17 protein-coding genes are annotated in these 20,575 nt (G+C 65.2%); 16 read left to right on the top strand and 1 reads right to left on the bottom strand.

What is annotated here, in order from left to right; genetic code table 11:
- Positions 1-137: 137 nt before the first annotated feature.
- The 12 genes from LDO41_RS01455 (at position 138) to LDO41_RS01510 (ending at position 14,661) form a co-directional block, all read left to right on the top strand.
- Positions 138-2,474 (top strand): bifunctional salicylyl-CoA 5-hydroxylase/oxidoreductase, encoded by a 2,337-nt coding sequence (locus LDO41_RS01455; protein ID WP_223980934.1) that lies wholly within the window; start codon positions 138-140, stop codon positions 2,472-2,474.
- A gap of 8 nt (positions 2,475-2,482) precedes the next feature.
- Positions 2,483-3,328: an SDR family NAD(P)-dependent oxidoreductase gene (locus LDO41_RS01460; protein WP_223980936.1), complete on the top strand. Its 846-nt coding sequence runs from the start codon at positions 2,483-2,485 to the stop codon at positions 3,326-3,328.
- 23 nt (positions 3,329-3,351) lie between these two features.
- Complete coding sequence (locus LDO41_RS01465; RefSeq protein ID WP_223980939.1) at positions 3,352-4,206, top strand: enoyl-CoA hydratase family protein; 855 nt, start codon at positions 3,352-3,354, stop codon at positions 4,204-4,206.
- Positions 4,207-4,231: 25 nt separating this feature from the next.
- Positions 4,232-5,443, top strand: coding sequence for an acyl-CoA dehydrogenase family protein (locus tag LDO41_RS01470; protein WP_223980941.1), 1,212 nt, complete (start codon positions 4,232-4,234; stop codon positions 5,441-5,443).
- On the top strand, positions 5,440-7,128 hold the full coding sequence (locus tag LDO41_RS01475) for an AMP-binding protein (RefSeq protein WP_223980944.1): 1,689 nt from the start codon (positions 5,440-5,442) through the stop codon (positions 7,126-7,128). The genes LDO41_RS01470 and LDO41_RS01475 overlap by 4 nt, the downstream gene beginning before the upstream one ends.
- Positions 7,125-7,556, top strand: coding sequence for an acyl-CoA thioesterase (locus LDO41_RS01480; protein ID WP_223980946.1), 432 nt, complete (start codon positions 7,125-7,127; stop codon positions 7,554-7,556). Before LDO41_RS01475 ends, LDO41_RS01480 begins: the two co-directional genes overlap by 4 nt.
- Complete coding sequence (locus tag LDO41_RS01485) at positions 7,553-7,969, top strand: RidA family protein (RefSeq protein WP_223980948.1); 417 nt, start codon at positions 7,553-7,555, stop codon at positions 7,967-7,969. The genes LDO41_RS01480 and LDO41_RS01485 overlap by 4 nt, the downstream gene beginning before the upstream one ends.
- 290 nt (positions 7,970-8,259) lie before the next feature.
- Positions 8,260-9,396: a glutamine-hydrolyzing carbamoyl-phosphate synthase small subunit gene (gene carA / locus LDO41_RS01490; protein ID WP_223980950.1), complete on the top strand. Its 1,137-nt coding sequence runs from the start codon at positions 8,260-8,262 to the stop codon at positions 9,394-9,396.
- 25 nt (positions 9,397-9,421) lie between these two features.
- A complete protein-coding gene (leuE, locus tag LDO41_RS01495) occupies positions 9,422-10,123 on the top strand; it encodes a leucine efflux protein LeuE (RefSeq protein WP_223980952.1) in 702 nt (233 codons plus the stop codon).
- Between the two features lie 72 nt (positions 10,124-10,195).
- Complete coding sequence (gene carB / locus LDO41_RS01500; RefSeq protein ID WP_223980954.1) at positions 10,196-13,444, top strand: carbamoyl-phosphate synthase large subunit; 3,249 nt, start codon at positions 10,196-10,198, stop codon at positions 13,442-13,444.
- Positions 13,445-13,667: 223 nt separating this feature from the next.
- Positions 13,668-14,144, top strand: a complete 477-nt coding sequence (greA, locus tag LDO41_RS01505) for a transcription elongation factor GreA (RefSeq protein ID WP_223980956.1) — start codon at positions 13,668-13,670, stop codon at positions 14,142-14,144.
- Positions 14,145-14,157: 13 nt separating this feature from the next.
- Positions 14,158-14,661, top strand: coding sequence for a DUF4149 domain-containing protein (locus LDO41_RS01510; protein WP_223980959.1), 504 nt, complete (start codon positions 14,158-14,160; stop codon positions 14,659-14,661).
- Between the two features lie 124 nt (positions 14,662-14,785).
- Here LDO41_RS01510 and LDO41_RS01515 read toward each other — a convergent pair whose 3' ends face one another.
- Complete coding sequence (locus LDO41_RS01515; RefSeq protein WP_223980962.1) at positions 14,786-15,295, bottom strand: YhbY family RNA-binding protein; 510 nt, start codon at positions 15,293-15,295, stop codon at positions 14,786-14,788.
- 135 nt (positions 15,296-15,430) lie between these two features.
- Here LDO41_RS01515 and LDO41_RS01520 point away from each other — a divergent pair, with 135 nt between their 5' ends.
- The 4 genes from LDO41_RS01520 to glmM all read left to right on the top strand — a co-directional run bounded on the left by LDO41_RS01520 (position 15,431) and on the right by glmM (position 20,381).
- Positions 15,431-16,096 carry an RlmE family RNA methyltransferase gene (locus LDO41_RS01520; RefSeq protein ID WP_223980964.1) on the top strand — a complete coding sequence of 222 codons (666 nt, stop codon included), beginning with the start codon at positions 15,431-15,433 and terminating at the stop codon, positions 16,094-16,096.
- Positions 16,097-16,202: 106 nt separating this feature from the next.
- Positions 16,203-18,089 (top strand): ATP-dependent zinc metalloprotease FtsH, encoded by a 1,887-nt coding sequence (ftsH, locus tag LDO41_RS01525; RefSeq protein ID WP_223980966.1) that lies wholly within the window; start codon positions 16,203-16,205, stop codon positions 18,087-18,089.
- Positions 18,090-18,159: 70 nt separating this feature from the next.
- Positions 18,160-19,041 carry a dihydropteroate synthase gene (folP, locus tag LDO41_RS01530; RefSeq protein WP_223980968.1) on the top strand — a complete coding sequence of 294 codons (882 nt, stop codon included), beginning with the start codon at positions 18,160-18,162 and terminating at the stop codon, positions 19,039-19,041.
- Entirely contained in the window at positions 19,038-20,381 is a 1,344-nt protein-coding gene (glmM, locus tag LDO41_RS01535) for a phosphoglucosamine mutase (protein WP_223980970.1), read from the top strand. The genes folP and glmM overlap by 4 nt, the downstream gene beginning before the upstream one ends.
- Positions 20,382-20,575 lie beyond the last annotated feature (194 nt).

The following is a 20,575-nucleotide window of genomic DNA, read 5'->3' on the forward strand; positions in this document are numbered from 1 at the left end:
GTATTTGCCCGGACCTCCGGGCAAATACTGGTTGCCATCACCTCAGCCTCATCCTAATATTTTAAGCATAAACTATTCAATCCTAATGTAAATGACCCATCCGTAACGCGGAGCGTCAACCGCAGGAGGCAAGAGCGATGCGCGTGCTGTGTATCGGCGGTGGCCCGGCCGGCTTGTATTTCGGGCTGCTGATGAAGCTGCAGAATCCCGCCAACGACGTGGTGATCGTCGAGCGCAACCGGCCCTACGACACGTTCGGCTGGGGTGTCGTATTCTCCGATGCCACGCTCGAAAATCTCCGCCAGGCCGACCCGGTCAGCGCGCGCGAGATCGATGCCGCGTTCAATCACTGGGACGATATCGACATCCATATCGACGGCCGTACCATCCGTTCCGGCGGTCATGGCTTTATTGGCATCGGCCGCAAGAAGCTGCTCAATATCCTGCAGGCGCGCTGCGAAGCGCTCGGCGTGCGGCTCGTGTTCGAGACCGACGTCATCGACGACCAGGCGCTCGCACGTGAGTACGACGCCGACCTCGTCATTGCGTCCGACGGTATCAACAGCCGCGTCCGTACCCGCTATGCGGCATCGTTCGCGCCCGATATCGACACCCGCCAGTGCCGCTTCGTCTGGCTTGGTACACACAAGCGCTTCGACGCCTTTACGTTCGCGTTCGAACGCACCGAGCACGGCTGGTTCCAGGCGCATGCGTACCGTTTCGACGACGACACCTCGACCTTTATCGTGGAGACACCCGAGTCCGTGTGGCAGGCGGCGGGGCTGGCCGACATGAGCCAGGAGGAGGGCGTCGCCTGGTGCGAGCGGCTGTTTGCACGCTATCTCGACGGTCACAAGCTGATCAGCAACGCCACGCACCTGCGCGGCTCCGCCAGCTGGATCCGCTTTCCGCGCGTGATCTGCAAGCGCTGGGTGCACTGGAACACGTTCGACCACGGCCGCCGCGTGCCGGTGGTGCTGATGGGCGACGCCGCGCACACCGCGCACTTCTCGATCGGGTCGGGTACCAAGCTCGCGCTCGAGGATGCGATCGATCTCGCGGAGGAGATCGGGCGTGATGGCGGCACCGTCGACACGCTGCCCGATGCCCTGAATCGCTACGAAGCCACCCGCAGCGTCGAAGTGCTCAAGATCCAGAACGCCGCGCGCAACTCGACCGAGTGGTTCGAGAACGTCGGCCGTTACACGGGCCTGGCGCCCGAGCAGTTCGCCTACTCGTTGCTGACGCGCTCGCAACGGATCTCGCACGAAAACCTGCGCGCGCGTGATGCCGCGTATGTCGGCGGTTATGAGCAATGGCTGGCGGAGCGTGCGGGCATCGCGCAATCCGTGCCGCCCATGTTCACCCCGTATCGCGTGCGCGGCCTCACGCTGAAAAACCGCGTGGTGGTCAGCCCGATGGCGATGTACTCGGCCGTCGATGGCGTGCCGGGCGACTTCCACCTGGTCCACCTCGGCGCGCGCGCGCTTGGCGGCGCCGCCATGGTGGTGGCGGAGATGACCTGCGTCTCGCCCGATGCACGCATCACGCCTGGATGTCCCGGGCTGTGGAACGACACGCAACGCGATGCATGGCGCCGCATCGTCGATTTCGTGCATGCGAACGGCGACGCGCGCATCGCGATCCAGCTGGGCCATGCGGGCCGCAAGGGTTCGACGCAGGTGGGCTGGCAGCAAATGGACCATCCGCTCGCGCATGACAACTGGCCGTTGGTGTCGGCCTCGGCGTTGCCCTACCTGCCCGGTGTTTCACAGACCCCGCGCGCGATGACGCGCGACGACATGACGCGCGTGCGCGACGATTTCGTGGCCAATGCGCGGCGCGCGGCCGAGGCGGGTTTCGACTGGCTCGAGCTGCATTGCGCGCACGGCTATCTGCTGTCGAGCTTTATCTCGCCGCTGACCAACCAGCGTGAGGATGCTTATGGCGGCCCGCTGGCCAATCGCCTGCGCTATCCGCTCGAAGTGTTCGGCGCCGTGCGCGCGGTGTGGCCCGAGGACCGACCGATGTCGGTGCGCATCTCCGCGCATGACTGGGTCGAGGGCGGCATTACCGCCGACGATGCGGTGGAGATCGCGCGCGCGTTCCACGCCGCGGGCGCGGACATGATCGATTGCTCGTCGGGGCAGGTCAGTGCGGAGCAGGCGCCGGTCTATGGCCGCATGTACCAGACGCCGTTTTCCGACCGCATTCGCAACGAGGCCGGCATCGCGACGATCGCCGTGGGCGCGATCTTCGAGGCCGATCATGTCAACGGCATCATCGCGGCCGGGCGCGCGGACCTGTGCGCGATCGCGCGGCCCCATCTGGCCGATCCCGCCTGGACGCTGCATGAAGCCGCGCGCGCGGGCTATCGCGATATCGCGTGGCCGCACCAGTACCTAGCGGGCAAGCAACAGCTCGAGGCCAACCTCGCGCGCGCGGCGGCTGCCACGTCCGCGCCCGAGCATTGAGCGGCGATATGAACGCTACCGCGAAGACCGTCGCCGTGAATGACGCCACTTTCCCGTCGCCCACGTTGGCCAACCGCCACGCGCTCGTCACGGGCGGCAGCCGCGGTATCGGTGCCGCGATCGGGCGGCGCCTGCTTGCGGACGGCGCAGCCGTCACGCTGCTGGGCCGCGACGCCGCCAGCCTCGATGCCGCTGCCACGGCATTGCGCGCGGTGCCCGGCGCACCGATGTGGGGGCGCGTGTTTACCGTCGTGGCCGATATCACCGACGCCGACAGCGTTGCCGAGGCCATGGCACGGGCCACGCAACAGGCAGGCCCGATTCACGTACTCATCAACAACGCCGGCCAGGCCACCAGCGCCCCGTTCGGCAAGACCGACCTGCAAGCCTGGCGGCGCATGCTCGACGTCAACCTGACTGGCACCTTCCTCTGCACGCAGGCCGCGTTGCCGGCCATGCTCGAAGCCGGCTGGGGCCGCGTGGTCAATGTCGCCAGCACGGCGGGGCTGGTCGGCTACGGCTACGTCAGCGCGTACTGCGCGGCCAAGCACGGCGTGATCGGACTCACGCGCGCCCTCGCGCTCGAACTGGCCACCAAGGGCGTGACCGTCAACGCCGTCTGCCCCGGCTATACGGAGACCGACATCGTGCGCGACGCGGTGGCGAACATCGTCGGCAAGACCGGCCGCACCGAGGCGCAGGCCCGCGCGGAGCTGTCGTCCCGCAATCCGCAACGACGACTCGTGCAACCGGAAGAGGTGGCCGATGCCGTCGCATGGTTGTGTCAGCCCGCCGCCGCGGCGATCACGGGTCAGGCCATCCCAGTCGCGGGCGGCGAAGTCATGGCGGGATAAAAGCAAAAGGAGCGAGACACGACATGAGCGATACCCCCTCACACCCGATGCACCACCACAAGCACGACCTCGCGGGCTACCAGGCCGAGCATTTCCTGTGGTCGGCCTCCGCCGACGGCAAGGTGGGCACGATCACGCTGAACCGGCCCGAGCGCAAGAACCCACTCACGTTTGACGCGTACGCCGAACTGCGCGACCTGTTTCGCGCGTTGACCTATGCACGCGATATCAAGACGGTGGTGATCACCGGCGCGGGCGGCAACTTCTGTTCGGGCGGCGACGTGCACGAAATCATCGGCCCGCTCACCCGCATGACGATGCCGGAGCTGCTCGACTTCACCCGCATGACCGGCGATCTGGTCAAGGCCATGCGTGCCTGTCCGCAGCCCATCATCGCCGCAGTGGATGGCGTATGCGCGGGCGCCGGCGCGATGATGGCGCTCGCGTCGGATCTGCGCCTCGGCACCGCGCAGGCAAGAACCGCCTTTCTGTTCGTACGCGTGGGCCTCGCCGGCGCCGATATGGGCGCGTGCTCGCTGCTGCCGCGCGTGATCGGGCAGGGCCGCGCGAGCGAGCTGCTCTATACGGGCCGCGCGCTGACCGCCGATGAAGGACTCGCATGGGGGTTCTTCAACGCGCTGCATACCCCCGACGCACTGCACGATGCCGCCCACACGCTGGCCGCGCAGATCGCGGCGGGCCCAACCTTCGCGCACGGCGTCACCAAGAAGCTGCTGCATCAGGAGTGGAACATGGGACTCGACGAAGCGATCGAAGCAGAGGCCGAAGCCCAGGCGATCTGCATGCAGACCCGCGACTTCCGTCGCGCGTACGACGCCTTCGTCGCGAAGCAGAAACCAGTATTCGAAGGCGACTGAGCGCAAGCGAAAGGGGAGAGCACGCATGGCCGACCGGACCTACCTCGAACTGCCGTTTCTCGACGACGCGCATCGCACGCTCGAGTGCGAGCTCGACGCATGGTGCACGCAGTCGCTGCACAGCATCGATCACGCCGACACCGACCGCGCATGCCGGCAGCTGGTGCGCGCGCTCGGTCAGGACGGATGGCTGCGCTACTGCGTGCCGGCGTCATACGGCGGCGCACTGCCGGCATTGGACTCGCGCGCGCTATGCGTCGTGCGCGAAACGCTGGCGCGGCACGACGGGCTGGCCGATTTCGCGTTCGCGATGCAGGGATTGGGCTCCGGCGCCATCACGCTCGCGGGCGACGACGCGCTGCGCGAACGCTATCTGCCGCGCGTGGCACGCGGCGAAGCGATTGCCGCCTTCGCGCTGTCGGAGCCCGAGGCAGGCTCTGACGTCGCGGCGATGCAATGCCGCGCCACACTCTCCGCCGACGGCAGCCACTATGTGCTCGACGGCACCAAGACGTGGATCTCGAACGGCGGTATCGCGGACTTCTACTGCGTGTTCGCCCGCACAGGAGAAGCTGGGGGTGACCAACGCGGGTCGCGCGGCATCACGGCATTCGTGATCGATGCCGACACGCCGGGCCTGTCGATCGCCGAACGCATCGACGTGATCGCTCCACATCCGCTCGCCACGCTGCGCTTCGACGGTTGCCGCGTGCCGGTCGCGCAACGGCTCGGCGAAGCGGGGCAGGGCTTCAAGGTCGCGATGATGACGCTCGATATTTTCCGCGCGTCGGTGGCGGCCGCCGCGCTCGGCTTCGGCCGCGCGGCACTCGACGATGCGCTGGCGCGCGCCACGTCGCGCGACATGTTCGGCGGCAAGCTCGCCGACCTGCAATTGACGCAGGCGGCCATCGGCGATATGGCCACCGCCATCGACGCCGCCGCGCTGCTGACCTATCGCGCGGCATGGCTGCGCGACGTGCGGCAGGTACGCACCACGCGCGAGGCGGCCATGGCCAAGATGGTCGCCACGGAAAACGCACAGCAGGTGATCGACCGTGCGGTGCAGATCTTTGGCGGCCTCGGCGTCAAGGTGGGCACGCGCGTGGAACGGCTCTATCGCGAGATTCGCGCGCTACGCATCTATGAAGGCGCCACGGAAGTCCAGAAGCTGATCATCGCGCGCGAGACGCTGCAGGCGTTCGCCCATTCCGAAGCCCCGACCCGGAGGCCCGCATGACTACAACTGCCACCACTGCGGCCACCACCGCGGCCACCACTGCGGCCACCACCGCGCATGTCGATACGTTCGCGCGCGACCGCCTGCCGCCACGCGATGCGTGGCCGGCCTTTGCATTCAACGCGGACACCGACTATCCCGCGCGCCTCAACTGCGTTGCGGCGCTGCTCGACCGCCATGTGGACGAAGGGCGCGGCGACCGCATCGCCGTGCGCCACGCGCAGGGCGCGGTCACGTACGCCGAGCTCGCGGCGCTCGTCGATCGCATCGCGCATGGGCTCGTGGGCGAGATGGGGCTCGTGCCCGGCAATCGCGTGCTGCTGCGCGGACCGAACAATCTGATGATGGCCGCAAGCTGGCTTGCGGTAGTCAAGGCCGGGATGATCGCCGTGCCGACCATGCCGCTGCTGCGCGCGAAGGAACTGAAGCAGATCATCGACAAGGCACAGGTCTCGGCCGCGCTGTGCGATGCGCGACTGCGCGACGAACTCGATGCGACGCTGCACGTGGGCGGCGATTACCATTGCCCGTCGCTGACCACCGTGCGCTACTTCAACGGCGAGGGCGATGACGCACTGGAGACGGTGATCTCGCGTCAGCAGGACAAGGGGCCGTTCCGCGCCTGCGACACGGCCGCCGACGATATCTGCCTGATCGCCTTCACCAGCGGCACCACGGGCCAGCCCAAAGGCACGATGCACTTTCAGCGCGATGTGCTGGCGATGTGCGACACCTTCCCGCGCCACGTGTTGCACCCCACGCCCGACGACGTGTTCTGCGGCACGCCGCCGCTGGCGTTCACGTTTGGCCTCGGCGGCCTGCTGTGCTTTCCCTTGCGGATCGGCGCCAGCACCGTGCTCGCGGAGCGGCTCACGCCCGAGACGCTGCTCGCGCTGATTCAGACGCACCGCACCACCATCGTCTTCACCGCGCCGACGTTCTATCGCCAGATGGCCGTGCTCGCGCTGCAGTTCGATCTGAGCAGCTTGCGCAAGAGCGTCTCCGCCGGCGAGGCGCTGCCCGATGCCACGCGCACCGCCTGGCGTGCGGCCACTGGCATCGAGATGACTGATGGCATCGGCGGCACGGAGATGATGCATATCTTTATCTCGAGCGCGGATGCCGAGGTGCGCCCCGGTGCAATCGGGCGTGTGGTGCCGGGTTATGAAGCCCGCATCGTTGACGACGACATGCAGCCCGTGCCGCCCGGTACGCCGGGCCGCCTCGCGGTGCGCGGGCCGACGGGCTGCCGCTACCTCGACGACGCACGTCAGCACGCGTATGTGCGCGATGGCTGGAATCTGCCTGGCGACACCTTCGTCGCCGATGCCGACGGTTACTACTTCTATCAGGCGCGCTCGGACGACATGATCATCTCGGCCGGCTACAACATCGCGGGACCGGAAGTGGAGGGCACGCTGATGCAGCATCCGCTGGTCGCCGAGTGCGGCGTGGTGGGTGGCCCCGACGCCGAGCGCGGTCAGGTGGTGACCGCGTACGTGGTGTTGCGCGAGGGCGTGCCCGCCAGCGACGAGACGCGCGCGGCGCTGCAGGAGCACGTGAAGCGCCAGATCGCGCCGTACAAGTATCCGCGCCGTATCGAATTCGTCGCCGCGCTGCCGCGCACCGAAACCGGCAAGCTGCAGCGCTTCCGCCTGCGTCAGATGGCCGAGGGGCGCGCATGAACGATGTGTTTCGCAACACGGTGCAGGTGCGCTTCGGGCATTGCGACCCCGCTGGCATCGTGTTCTACCCGCGCTACTTCGAGATGCTCAACGAGCTGGTCGAGGACTGGTTCGCGCAGGCGCTCGACTGGCCGTTCGATGTCATGCATGCGATCGACCGTGCGGGCGTGCCGACGGCTGCCCTCGACTGCCGCTTCCACGCGCCGAGTCGTCTCGGCGACCGGCTCACGCGCGATCTGCGCGTCGCGCATCTCGGAGAGTCGAGCTGCGTGCTCGACATCCGCTTTGCCGGCCCCGATGGCGATACGCGCCTGACCGCGACGCCGCGGCTGGTGTGTGTGAGCCTTGAAGACCTTGCGCCGCGGCCACTGCCCGCCGGCGTGCGTGCGGCGATGCGCGCATTTCAAACCACGGAGACCCACGCATGAAGACGCTGCAACCGCCCGGCTGGGCCCCCCCGCGTGGCTATGCCAACGGCATCATGGCCGACCTGCAGGTCGGCAGCCGCTTGTTGTTCGTCGGCGGCCAGATCGGCTGGAATGCCAGCAACGTGTTCGAGACCGATGACTTCGCGGGGCAGGTCGCGCAGGCGCTGCGCAACGTCGTGGCCGTGCTGGCCGCCGGCGGTGCCGGGCCCGAGCATATTGCGCGCATGACCTGGTATGTGACGGACCGGGGCGAGTACGTGGACGCGTACCCGGCCATCGGGGCTCACTACCGCGAGATCATCGGGCGCCATTACCCGGCCATGACCGCCGTGGAGGTGTCGGCGCTGGTCGAGCCCCGCGCGAAGGTCGAGATCGAAGTGACCGCTATCGTGCCGCCGCCGGCCGTGCCATGAGCGTCGCCAAGTCCTTGAAAACTTGAGAAATTGGGCGGCGCGAGATATAATTCGAAAGTTTCGCTTTCAGAACCCTTCACCCTAGCGCCTACCGCCAACTACCGGAAACCAACCTTCCGCCGCTCCTTCGGCTCGTCTCTGACCTTTGCGATGTTTTTCCCGATCGCGCGTGGTTTGCACTCACTGCGAACATCCGTGCTTTTGTGATGAAAAAGTCGCTCTGGACGACGATCACGAGCAGGACGCGTTGCGCAGGTCGGGCACGGGGTGAATCCAGCAGGAGCCTACCCGTGTTACCGTCTTTTCCGTCCGCCATCCTCGCGCTTGCAGACGGCACGGTCTTTCGTGGCTATTCCATTGGCGCTTCCGGCCATACCATCGGCGAAGTGGTGTTCAACACCGCCATCACCGGTTATCAGGAAATCCTCACCGATCCCAGCTATTCCCGGCAGATCGTCACGCTGACGTATCCGCATATCGGCAATTACGGCGTGAACGTTGAGGATGTTGAAGCCACGAAAGTCCATGCCGCCGGCCTGATCATCAAGGATCTGCCGATCCTGGCCTCGAACTTCCGCAAGCAGCACACGCTCGGTCATTACCTCAAGCAGGAGAAGGTCGTTGCCATCGCCGGCATCGACACGCGCAAGCTCACGCGTATCCTGCGCGAGAAGGGCGCCCAGAACGGCTGCATCCTGGCCGGCGAGGACAATGTCCAGAAGGCCATCGATCTTGCTCGCTCGTTCCCCGGCCTGGCCGGCATGGATCTGGCCAAGGTCGTGTCCGTGCGCGAGCCGTACGTGTGGACGCAGTCCGAGTGGTCGCTCGAGTCGGGCTACAGCACGCAGGACAAGCCGCAGTTCCACGTGGTCGCCTATGACTACGGCGTCAAGTTCAACATCCTGCGGATGTTGGCTGCGCGTGGCTGCAAGGTCACCGTGCTGCCGGCTCAGGCCACCGCCGCCGACGCGCTTGCGCTGAATCCGGACGGCATCTTCCTGTCGAACGGCCCCGGCGATCCGGAACCGTGCGACTACGCGATTGCCGCAACGCGCGAATTCATCGCACGCGGCATTCCGACGTTCGGCATCTGCCTGGGCCACCAGATCATGGCCCTCGCGGTGGGCGCCAAGACGCTGAAGATGAAGTTTGGCCATCACGGCGCGAACCATCCGGTCAAGGACCTCGACGACGGTCGCGTCGTGATTACCTCGCAGAACCACGGCTTTGCGGTGGATGCGGACACGCTGCCGTCCAACGTGCGCGTCACGCATACGTCGCTGTTCGACGGTTCGCTGCAGGGTTTCGCGCTGACCGACAAGCCCGCGTTCTGCTTCCAGGGTCACCCGGAAGCATCGCCGGGTCCGCACGACGTGGCTTACCTGTTCGACCGCTTCATCAAGTTGATGCAGGACGCGAAGCAGTAAGCCCGGAGAAAGTGAGACAGACGCGATGAACGCCTTCATGCACGCCAATCTCGGCATTACCGATTTCTGGACCTTCCTGCTCGGTACGATTTTTATCGTGCTGCTGCCGGGGCCGAATTCGATGTATGTGCTGTCGGTCGCGGCCCAGCGCGGTATCCGTGTGGCCTACCGTGGCGCGTGTGGCGTGTTCCTCGGCGACGCGATCCTGATGGTGCTGTCGGCCGCGGGCGTGGCCTCGCTGCTGCAGGCCAGCCCGGGGCTGTTCCACGTCGTCAAGTACGTCGGCGCGGGCTACCTCGCATGGATCGGCCTGCAGATGCTGCGCGGCGCGGTGCGCGCATGGCAGCGACGCGCGGAGCCGGTAGACGCGGGTGCGGCGGGTATGGCGGCGCAGGCGGCGATGGAAGGCGGCGTGTTGTCGTCGCCGAATCCGTTCCGCAAGGCGCTCGTCATCAGTCTGTTGAATCCGAAGGCGATCCTGTTCTTCATCTCGTTCTTCATCCAGTTCGTCGATCCGCATTTCGGCTACCCCGCGCTGTCGTTCGTCGCGCTGGGGCTGGTGTGCCAGGTCTGCAGCTTCGCGTACCTGACCACGATCATCCTCGTGGGTGCGCGGCTTGCGGACGCGTTCCGCCGACGTCGCCGCCTTTCGGCCGGCATGACGAGCGGCGTGGGCGCGATGTTCCTTGGCTTCAGCGCCAAGCTGGCCACGGCCACCCTGAACTGACGAGCGGCCATATCCTGATATCCGGCGCGGTGCGCGACAGTTTCGCGAACCGGCCAACAAAGAGAGCGTGCAATGCCAAAACGCACAGACATCAAAAGCATCCTGATCATCGGCGCGGGCCCCATCATCATCGGCCAGGCGTGTGAATTCGACTACTCCGGCGCACAGGCCTGCAAGGCGCTGCGCGAGGAAGGCTTCCGCGTGGTCCTGGTCAACTCGAACCCGGCCACGATCATGACGGACCCGAGCACGGCCGACGTGACCTACATCGAGCCGATCACGTGGGAAGTCGTGGAACGCATCATCGCGAAGGAACGTCCCGACGCGATCCTCCCGACTATGGGCGGCCAGACCGCGCTGAACTGCGCGCTGGACCTGCATCGCCATGGCGTGCTGGACAAGTACAACGTGGAGCTGATCGGTGCCTCGCCCGAGGCCATCGACAAGGCCGAAGACCGCCAGAAGTTCAAGGATGCGATGACCAAGATCGGTCTTGGCTCGGCCAAGTCCGGCATCGCGCATTCGATGGACGAGGCGATGGCCGTGCAAGGCCGCATCGCGCAGGAAACCGGCAGCGGCGGCTACCCGATCGTGATCCGCCCGTCGTTCACGCTGGGCGGCAGCGGCGGCGGCATCGCGTACAACCGCGAAGAGTTCGAAGAGATCTGCAAGCGCGGCCTGGACCTCTCGCCCACGCGCGAACTGCTGATCGAGGAATCGCTGCTCGGCTGGAAAGAGTACGAGATGGAAGTCGTGCGCGACCGCAACGACAACTGCATCATCATCTGCTCGATCGAAAATCTGGACCCGATGGGTATCCACACGGGTGACTCGATCACCGTGGCCCCGGCCCAGACGCTGACCGACAAGGAATACCAGATCCTGCGTAACGCCTCGCTGGCGGTGCTGCGCGAGATCGGCGTGGACACCGGCGGCTCCAACGTGCAGTTCTCGATCAATCCGGTCGATGGCCGCATGATCGTGATCGAAATGAACCCGCGCGTGTCGCGTTCGTCGGCACTGGCCTCCAAGGCCACGGGCTTCCCGATCGCCAAGGTCGCGGCCAAGCTGGCCGTGGGCTACACGCTCGACGAACTCAAGAACGAAATCACCGGCGGCGCGACCCCGGCGTCGTTCGAGCCGTCGATCGACTACGTGGTCACCAAGGTGCCGCGTTTCGCCTTCGAGAAATTCCCGCAGGCCGACAGCCACCTGACCACCCAGATGAAGTCGGTGGGCGAGGTGATGGCCATGGGCCGCACGTTCCAGGAATCGTTCCAGAAGGCGCTGCGCGGCCTCGAGGTCGGCGTGGACGGTCTGGACGAGAAGTCCACGGACCGTGACGAAATCATCGAGGAGATCGGTGAAGCCGGTCCGGACCGTATCTGGTACGTCGGCGATGCGTTCCGCCTGGGCATGTCGCTCGAGGAAGTCTACGCGGAGACCGCGATCGACCCGTGGTTCCTGGCCCAGATCGAAGATCTGGTGAAGACCGAAGGCCTGGTGCGCGCGCGCACGCTGGATAGCCTGTCGGCCGTCGAGCTGCGTCACCTGAAGCAGAAGGGCTTCTCGGACCGCCGTCTGGCGCGTCTGCTGAAGACGGATTCCAAGGCCGTGCGCGAAGCCCGTATCGCGCATAACGTGCGTCCGGTCTACAAGCGTGTGGACACCTGCGCCGCCGAGTTCGCCACCAACACCGCGTACATGTACTCGACCTACGAGGCCGAGCATGGCGAGTGCGAAGCGGACCCGACCGGCAACCGCAAGATCATGGTGCTGGGCGGTGGCCCGAACCGGATCGGGCAGGGCATCGAGTTCGACTACTGCTGCGTGCACGCGGCGCTCGCGCTGCGCGAGGATGGTTATGAAACCATCATGGTCAACTGCAACCCGGAAACGGTATCGACCGACTACGACACATCCGACCGCCTGTACTTCGAGCCGCTGACGCTCGAGGACGTGCTCGAGATCGTGGACAAGGAAAAGCCGGTTGGCGTGATCGTGCAGTACGGCGGCCAGACCCCGCTCAAGCTCGCGCTCGATCTGGAAGCCAACGGCGTGCCCATCATCGGCACGAGCCCGGACATGATCGACGCCGCCGAAGACCGCGAGCGCTTCCAGAAGCTGCTCAACGAACTCGGCCTGCGCCAGCCGCCCAACCGCACCGCGCGTGCCGAGGACGAAGCGCTGCGCCTGGCCGAGGAAATCGGCTACCCGCTGGTGGTGCGTCCGTCGTACGTGCTGGGCGGCCGCGCGATGGAAATCGTGCATGAGCCGCGCGATCTCGAGCGTTATATGCGCGAGGCCGTCAAGGTATCGAACGACTCGCCGGTGCTGCTGGACCGCTTCCTCAACGACGCGATCGAGTGCGACGTCGATGCGCTGAGCGATGGCCAGCGCGTGTTTATCGGCGGCGTGATGGAGCACATCGAGCAGGCTGGCGTGCACTCGGGCGACTCCGCGTGCTCGCTGCCGCCGTACTCGCTGGCACAGGAAACGGTCGACGAACTCAAGCGTCAGACCGCCGCGATGGCCAAGGCGCTGAACGTGATCGGCCTGATGAACGTGCAGTTCGCGATCCAGCAGGTCGATGGCAAGGACACCGTCTACGTGCTCGAGGTGAACCCGCGCGCATCGCGCACGGTGCCGTACGTCTCGAAGGCCACGGGCCTGTCGCTGGCCAAGATCGCCGCGCGCTGCATGGCCGGCCAGACGCTGGACTCGCAGGGCATCATGTCGGAAGTGGTACCGCCTTACTTCAGCGTGAAGGAAGCGGTATTCCCGTTCAACAAGTTCCCGGGCGTGGATCCGGTGCTTGGACCTGAAATGCGCTCGACCGGTGAAGTCATGGGCGTGGGCAAGGTGTTTGGCGAGGCGCTGTTCAAGAGCCAGCTCGCGGCCGGTTCGCGTCTGCCCGAGAAGGGCACCGTGCTGATCACGGTCAAGGACAGCGACAAGCCGCGCGCCGTGGGCGTGGCCCGCATGCTGCACGACCTCGGCTACCCGATCGTGGCAACGCGCGGCACGGCCTCGGCGATCGAAGCGGCCGGCATTCCGGTGCGCGTGGTCAACAAGGTCAAGGACGGCCGTCCGCACATTGTCGACATGATCAAGAACGGTGAACTCGCGCTGGTCTTCACGACTGTCGATGAGACACGCACCGCGATCGCCGACTCGCGTTCGATCCGTATCGCCGCGCTTGCCGGCCGGGTGCCGTACTACACCACGATCGCCGGCGCGCGCGCCGCGGTCGAGGGGCTGAAGCACATGCAGAGCCTCGAGGTGTACGACCTGCAGAGCCTGCACGCGTCGTTGCCCTGAGCGCCATTCCCGCCGGTTACCCAACGCAACCCACCGTTTCACCGGGTTGATACCGGCGGGCTTATTGGCCTACACTACGTCGAATTCGCCGTTCGGTGAGTGTTGCATTTGCGCATCACCGAATCTCATCTGAAAGCCGCGGTCGAGCGGAAGTGCCTTTCGCCAGTCATTGCAAAGGTACGGTTCCGGCTCCGCTGCGGCTCATTTTTTTGTTGAACGAGACATGAGCACCATTCCGATTACCAAGCGTGGCGCGGAACTTTTGAAGGTAGAGCTGCAGCGCCTCAAGGCCGTCGAACGTCCCGCGGTGATCAACGCCATCTCCGAAGCGCGTGCGCAGGGCGATCTGTCCGAGAACGCCGAGTACGATGCCGCCAAGGAAAAGCAGGCGTTCATCGAAGGCCGCATTCTGGAAGTGGAAGCCAAGCTGGGCGCCGCGCAGATCATCGACCCGACCCAGCTGGATACCGATGGCCGCATCGTCTTCGGCGCGACCGTCGACCTCGAGGACCTCGAGTCCGGCAAGAACGTGAGCTACCAGATCGTCGGCGACGACGAAGCCGATATCGATTCGGGCAAGATCTCGGTGAGCTCTCCCATCGCGCGCGCGCTCATCGGCAAGTTCGAGGGTGACGTGGCGACCGTGCTGGCCCCGGGTGGCGAGCGCGAATACGAAGTCGTTACCGTCCGCTACGTCTGACGGGCGGCCGGCTGTGTTCTCGTCCTCGTATTCGAATCTGCCGCCGCTTCCGCACCGCATCTTCCTGCTGCTGACCGTTGTCTGGGCGGGGAGCCTGTGGACCATCGGCTATATGGTCGCCCCGACGCTGTTCTCGGTGCTGCCGAGCCGCGAGACCGCCGGCATGATCGCTGGCCACCTGTTCCGCACCGAGGCCATCCTCGGCGTGACGATCGGTGTGCTGCAGCTCGTGCTGTGCAATGTGATGATCCGCCGTGGCGCGGCACGTTATCGCGCGCTGCGCTGGATCGTGCTGGCTATGCTGGTATGTGTGCTGGCCGGGTATTTCGGCGTGCAGCCTTTTATGGAAGGTCTGCGCGTCAAGGCTCAGGCCGCCGGCGTGGGCGTATCGGAATCGCAGTACAAGTCGCAGTTCGGCATGCTGCACGGCGTGTCGAGCGCGATTTACCTCGTGCACAGCGTGCTTGCGCTGGTGCTGGTATGGCGCGCCGCGGCGCCGCGCTCGGCGGGGGAGTGATTAGGGGTTGGGAGGCGCTAGCAAAACGAAGCGAAGCGCTCCTGGCTAGGCGCGCGGCCGCAGACAGTACAAATGGTACGGCAAGGCCGCGCAACGACGCCAGGATCGTTTTGCTAGTGCCTCTTTAGCCTAGGGATTTCTTCTTTTGGCTGGCCGGACGGGCGCGCGAGCGCTTGACGGTGCCGCCCGCGGTGACACGCTCGTTACCGAGCACGGTCACCTGCTTGCGCGTGGGGCGGCGATTCGGCGCGGCGCTCGGCTTGCGGATCGTCACGGTGCGCGGCGCGCTGCCGGTACCCGGGGTGCGCTTGATCTGGCGGCGGCCGAGGTCGTCGGGCTGGTTCTCCTTCAGGCGGGCCGGACCCGGACGCCAGACTACCAGCAGTTTGCCGATATGTTGGATCGGCGCGGCGTCGAGCTCGTCGCAGATCGCATCGTAAATGGCAATACGCGCATCGCGTTCGTCGCCAAAGACGCGGATCTTGATGAGATCATGTGCCGCCAGGCTGCGGTCGATCTCGGCCAGAACCGCGCGCGTGAGGCCTTCCGCGCCGATCATCACGACCGGATTGAGGCCATGGGCACGGGAGCGGAGTTCGGAACGCTGGGCGGAAATCAGTTGTAGAGCGGACATGGGATCTGCAGTGGCAAAGTGGCGCGTATTATCCGCCAAAACCACACCCACCGGCGGTAAACATCAGGAAAAAGGGACAGGTTCCTGCGCGAGGTCATGAAATGAGTCATGAAAGCGCGCGGGGAACCGCACAGCATGGCCAAGAACAAGTTCAACCAGTCGTGGCTGCACGACCATATCAACGATCCTTACGTCAAGATGGCCCAGCGCGAGGGATATCGCGCGCGGGCCGCCTACAAACTCAAGGAAATCGACGAGCAGGACAAGCTGATCCGGCCGGGTGGGGTCGTCGTCGACCTCGGCGCGGCACCGGGCAGCTGGAGTCAATATGCGCGTAACCGCCTGGCGGCCTCGCCGCGCGCGAAAGACGGGAAAATCGACGGCGCGGTGATTGCGATCGATCTTCTGCCAATGGAGCCCGTGGCTGACGTCACTTTCATTCAGGGCGATTTCCGCGAGGAGTCGGTATTCCGGGAGCTGGAAGCGGTGGTGCTGGAAGCTTCTGGCGGATCGAGAATCGACCTTGTTATCTCGGATATGGCCCCCAATTTGTCAGGTGTGGCCTTTGCCGATGCCGCGCGAATCGAGTATCTGTGCGATCTTGCGCTGGAATTTGCCCAGGCCCATCTGAAGGCGGATGGAGCTTTGCTGGTAAAGTGCTTCCACGGTAGCGGCTACAGCCAGATCGTGGAGAAGTTCAAACGCCAGTTCAAGGTGGTCGCAAAGCGCAAGCCCAAGGCGTCGCGCGACAAGTCGGCGGAAACCTTTATTCTTGGGCGACATCTGAAAACAGTCGATTGAGACACTATCGACGCCATAGTTTTAGGTTTCACCCCCAGGAACGGGCGCTGCATTACAATGCAATGCAGCCATCCCGTTGGCAAGGCATTTGCAAAGGAGTTCGGCCTTGAATAACAACCTGTTTCAAAAGGCGGCAATCTGGCTCGTGATCGCGCTGGTATTGTTCACCGTCTTCAAGCAGTTCGACAAACCTCGCGCCCAGGACGGCGTCACCTATTCGCAGTTCATGGATGACGCGAAGAATGGCAAGGTGAGCCGCGTCGACGTGCAGGGCCGGAACCTGGTGGTCTCACCGAAGGAAGGCGCCAAGTACACGATCATCTCGCCGGGCGACATCTGGATGGTCGGCGACCTGATGAAGTACGGCGTACAGGTTACCGGCAAGGCCGACGACGAGCCGAACGTCCTGGTTCAGGCGCTCTACTACCTCGGACCAACCCTGCTGATCATCGTGTTCTGGTTCTACATGATGCGGCAGATGCAGGGCGGCGGTAAGGGCGGTGCCTTCTCGTTCGGCAAGTCGCGAGCGCGACTGATCGACGAGAACCAGAACGCGGTCACCTTCCAGGACGTCGCCGGTTGCGACGAAGCCAAGGAAGAAGTGGTCGAGCTGGTCGACTTCCTGAAAGATCCTCAGAAATTCCAGAAGCTGGGCGGACGCATTCCGCGCGGCGTACTGCTGGTGGGCCCTCCGGGTACCGGCAAGACGCTGCTGGCACGCGCCATCGCCGGCGAAGCCAAGGTGCCGTTCTTCAGCATCTCCGGTTCGGACTTCGTTGAAATGTTCGTCGGCGTGGGCGCGGCCCGCGTGCGCGACATGTTCGAGAACGCCAAGAAGCAGGCCCCCTGCATCGTGTTCATCGACGAAATCGACGCGGTTGGCCGTCATCGTGGCGCCGGCATGGGCGGCGGTAACGACGAGCGCGAACAGACGCTGAACCAGATGCTGGTCGAGATGGACGGCTTCGAGGCCAACTCGGGCGTGATCGTGATTGCCGCGACCAACCGTTCGGACGTTCTGGACAAGGCGCTGCTGCGTCCGGGCCGTTTCGACCGCCAGGTCTACGTCGGTCTGCCGGATATCCGTGGCCGCGAGCAGATCCTGAAGGTCCATATGCGCAAGGTGCCGATCGGCAACGACGTGGACGCATCGGTGATCGCGCGTGGCTCGCCTGGCTTCTCCGGCGCCGACCTCGCGAATCTGGTCAACGAAGCCGCGCTGTTTGCCGCACGCCGTAACAAGCGCGTGGTGGATATGCAGGACTTCGAGGACGCCAAGGACAAGATCTACATGGGCCCGGAGCGCAAGTCGACGGTCATGCGCGAAGAAGAGCGCAAGGCGACGGCTTACCACGAGTCCGGTCACGCGGTGGTGGCGAAGCTGCTGCCGAAGGCCGATCCGGTCCACAAGGTCACCATCATGCCGCGCGGCTGGGCACTGGGCGTAACCTGGCAACTGCCGGAGCACGACAAGTATTCGAAGTACAAGGACAACATGCTGGACGAGATTGCCATTCTCTTCGGCGGCCGTGCGGCAGAGGAAGTCTTCCTCCATGCCATGAGCACGGGAGCGTCCAACGACTTCGAGCGTGCCACCAAGATCGCTCGCGATATGGTGACCCGTTTCGGTATGAGCGACTCGCTCGGCGCGATGGTCTACGTCGATACCGAGCAGGACGGCATGTTCGGCAAGCTGTCTTCGAAGACCGTGTCGGAAGCCACGCAGGTGAAGGTCGATAGCGAGATCCGCCGCATCATCGACGAGCAATACGCGCTGGCCAAGCGCCTGCTCGAAGAGAATCGCGACAAGGTCGAAGCGATGACCAACGCGCTGATGGAGTGGGAAACGATTGACGCGGATCAGGTCAACGACATCATGGCTGGCAAGCCGCCGCGCCCGCCGCGTGGTGTGTCGGGTCAGAATGGTGGTGGCAATACGCCTTCGGGCGGTTCGCCGGTGACCCCGCCGACCAACGCGCCCGCGACGGCCTAACGCCCCTCGCGAGGACAAAAAAAGCCGGTGCCTTTGCGCACCGGCTTTTTCTTTTGGTAATCTCCCGCCGATGAGCACTTCCGTTTTCCAGTGCGGGCGCTATCGCTTCGCTCGTGACCATCGCCCGCTAGTCATGGGCATTCTCAATGTCACGCCGGACTCGTTCTCCGACGGCGGCCGCCATGCCTCGCGCGACGCGGCGCTGCGGCACGCGGAGCAGATGATCGCGGAGGGCGTCGATATCATCGACATCGGCGGCGAATCGAGCCGGCCCGGTTCCGCGGCGCTGCCGCTCGACGAAGAGCTCGCGCGCGTGATGCCAATCGTCGAGGCGCTGCGCGACTGCGGCAGGCCGTTGTCGATCGACACGTACAAGCCCGAGGTCATGCGCGCGGCGCTGGCGGGCGGAGCCGATCTGATCAACGATATCTGGGGTTTTCGCATGCCCGGCGCGGTGGAGGCCGTGGCGGCAGGCGATGCCGGGTTGTGCGTCATGCACATGCAGCGCGACCCGCAGACGATGCAGGAGGACCCGCATTACTCGGACGTGGTGGGGGAGGTGGCCGACTTCCTGCGGGAACGGGTGTCAACCCTGCGTACGGCGGGCGTGAGCGAGGAGCGCATCTCGCTGGATCCGGGCTTTGGCTTTGGCAAGACACCGGATCATAATCTCCGTCTGCTCGCGCAGATGTCGCGGCTCGCGATCGATGACCTGCCGATTCTGGCGGGGTTGTCGCGCAAGTCGACGCTCGGTGCGATCATCGGGGGCAAGCCGCCGATACAGCGCGTGGCCGCGAGCCTGGCGGCCGCGGTCTGCGCCGCGGAGCGCGGTGCCTTTATCGTGCGCGTGCACGACGTAGAACAAACGGTGGACGCCCTGAAGACCTGGTGGGCGATCCGCCACGAATCGATTGCCGCCGCTCGGTGGCAATGGGAGAACGAGAACACATGACACGCAAATATTTCGGGACCGATGGAGTACGGGGCAGGGTCGGCGAATCGCCGATCACGCCGGATTTCGTGATGCGCCTCGGCTATGCCGCGGGCAAGGTGCTGGCGCTGAGCCAGAAGACCTCGCAGGGCAAGCCGACGGTACTGATCGGCAAGGACACGCGGATCTCGGGCTACATGCTCGAGGCCGCGCTCGAGGCCGGCTTTACCTCGGCCGGCGTCAATGTGCTGCTGACCGGCCCGCTGCCCACACCGGGCGTGGCCTACCTGACGCGCGCGCTGCGTCTGGCCGCGGGTGTGGTCATCTCCGCGAGCCACAATCCGTACTACGACAACGGCATCAAGTTCTTCTCGTCGAATGGCGACAAGCTGCCCGATGCGGTCGAGTCGCAGATCGAGGCCGCGCTCGAAGAGCCGATGAACTGCGTGCGCTCGGACGATCTGGGGCGCGCGCGGCGTATCGACGATGCCGCCGGCCGCTACATCGAATTCTGCAAGAGCACGTTCCCGTACGAACAGGATCTGCACGGTCTGAAGATCGTGGTCGACTGCGCGCATGGCGCCGCGTACCACATCGCGCCGCACGTGTTCCATGAACTCGGCGCGGACGTGCTGTCGATCGGCAACCAGCCCGATGGCCGCAACATCAATGCCGGCTATGGCGCGACCGCGCCGGACAAGCTGGTCGAAGCGGTCAAGGCGCATGGCGCGGATCTGGGTCTGGCCTTCGATGGCGATGCCGATCGCCTGCAGGTGGTCGATGCCTCGGGCCGTCTCTACAACGGTGACGAACTGCTGTACGTGATCGTGCGCGATCGCCAGGCCGCCGGTCAGACGGTGGAGGGCGCGGTGGGCACGCTGATGACGAACATGGCCGTGGAGCTCGCGCTCAAGCGGCTGGGCGTGTCGTTCGTGCGAGCGAACGTGGGCGACCGCTACGTGCTCGAGGAACTGAACCGCAACAAGTGGACGCTCGGCGGCGAAGGGTCGGGGCACCTGCTCTGCCTCGACCGGCACACCACCGGCGACGGCATCGTGTCGGCGCTGCAGGTGCTGGCCGCGCTGCGTCGCAGCGGCAAGACGCTGGCGCAAATGCTCGATGGCGTGCGCCTGTTCCCGCAGACGCTGATCAACGTGCGCGTGGAGAAGGGATTCGACTGGAAGACTCACGCCGGTCTGGCTGCTGCGCGCGCGCAGGTGGAACCGGAGCTGGAAGGGCGGGGTCGCGTGCTGATCCGCGCGTCGGGTACGGAACCCGTGGTGCGCGTGATGGTGGAAGCGGAACAGGTGGAAACTGCCGAGCTGGCCGCCCAGACACTGGCAAAGGCGCTGCAATCCTGAGCTCAAACCCGTAAGTTACGCATGGCGCGTTTCACCGCGCCACGCACCGAAGGCCAGCCCCGCGCTGGCCTTTTTTATGGCGGCAATATTCAATTAACCGCCGTCGCTTGTCACCCGCCAGAGGGGTTGCGTCCAGTGCGCCCGCAACCCGCAAACCGCCATTTGAAGCCACTTAAGAAGAACATTGCGGGATG

It is taken from the genome of Cupriavidus pampae, assembly GCF_914271485.1.
Taxonomy (GTDB): domain Bacteria; phylum Pseudomonadota; class Gammaproteobacteria; order Burkholderiales; family Burkholderiaceae; genus Cupriavidus; species Cupriavidus pampae.

Coding starts and splice junctions, on each gene's coding strand:
- LDO41_RS01455 (WP_223980934.1), top strand. CDS start 138: ATGCGCGTGCTGTGTATCGGCGGTGGCCCGGCCGGCTTGTATTTCGGG.
- LDO41_RS01460 (WP_223980936.1), top strand. CDS start 2,483: ATGAACGCTACCGCGAAGACCGTCGCCGTGAATGACGCCACTTTCCCG.
- LDO41_RS01465 (WP_223980939.1), top strand. CDS start 3,352: ATGAGCGATACCCCCTCACACCCGATGCACCACCACAAGCACGACCTC.
- LDO41_RS01470 (WP_223980941.1), top strand. CDS start 4,232: ATGGCCGACCGGACCTACCTCGAACTGCCGTTTCTCGACGACGCGCAT.
- LDO41_RS01475 (WP_223980944.1), top strand. CDS start 5,440: ATGACTACAACTGCCACCACTGCGGCCACCACCGCGGCCACCACTGCG.
- LDO41_RS01480 (WP_223980946.1), top strand. CDS start 7,125: ATGAACGATGTGTTTCGCAACACGGTGCAGGTGCGCTTCGGGCATTGC.
- LDO41_RS01485 (WP_223980948.1), top strand. CDS start 7,553: ATGAAGACGCTGCAACCGCCCGGCTGGGCCCCCCCGCGTGGCTATGCC.
- leuE (WP_223980952.1), top strand. CDS start 9,422: ATGAACGCCTTCATGCACGCCAATCTCGGCATTACCGATTTCTGGACC.
- carB (WP_223980954.1), top strand. CDS start 10,196: ATGCCAAAACGCACAGACATCAAAAGCATCCTGATCATCGGCGCGGGC.
- greA (WP_223980956.1), top strand. CDS start 13,668: ATGAGCACCATTCCGATTACCAAGCGTGGCGCGGAACTTTTGAAGGTA.
- LDO41_RS01515 (WP_223980962.1), bottom strand. CDS start 15,295: ATGTCCGCTCTACAACTGATTTCCGCCCAGCGTTCCGAACTCCGCTCC.
- LDO41_RS01520 (WP_223980964.1), top strand. CDS start 15,431: ATGGCCAAGAACAAGTTCAACCAGTCGTGGCTGCACGACCATATCAAC.
- folP (WP_223980968.1), top strand. CDS start 18,160: ATGAGCACTTCCGTTTTCCAGTGCGGGCGCTATCGCTTCGCTCGTGAC.
- glmM (WP_223980970.1), top strand. CDS start 19,038: ATGACACGCAAATATTTCGGGACCGATGGAGTACGGGGCAGGGTCGGC.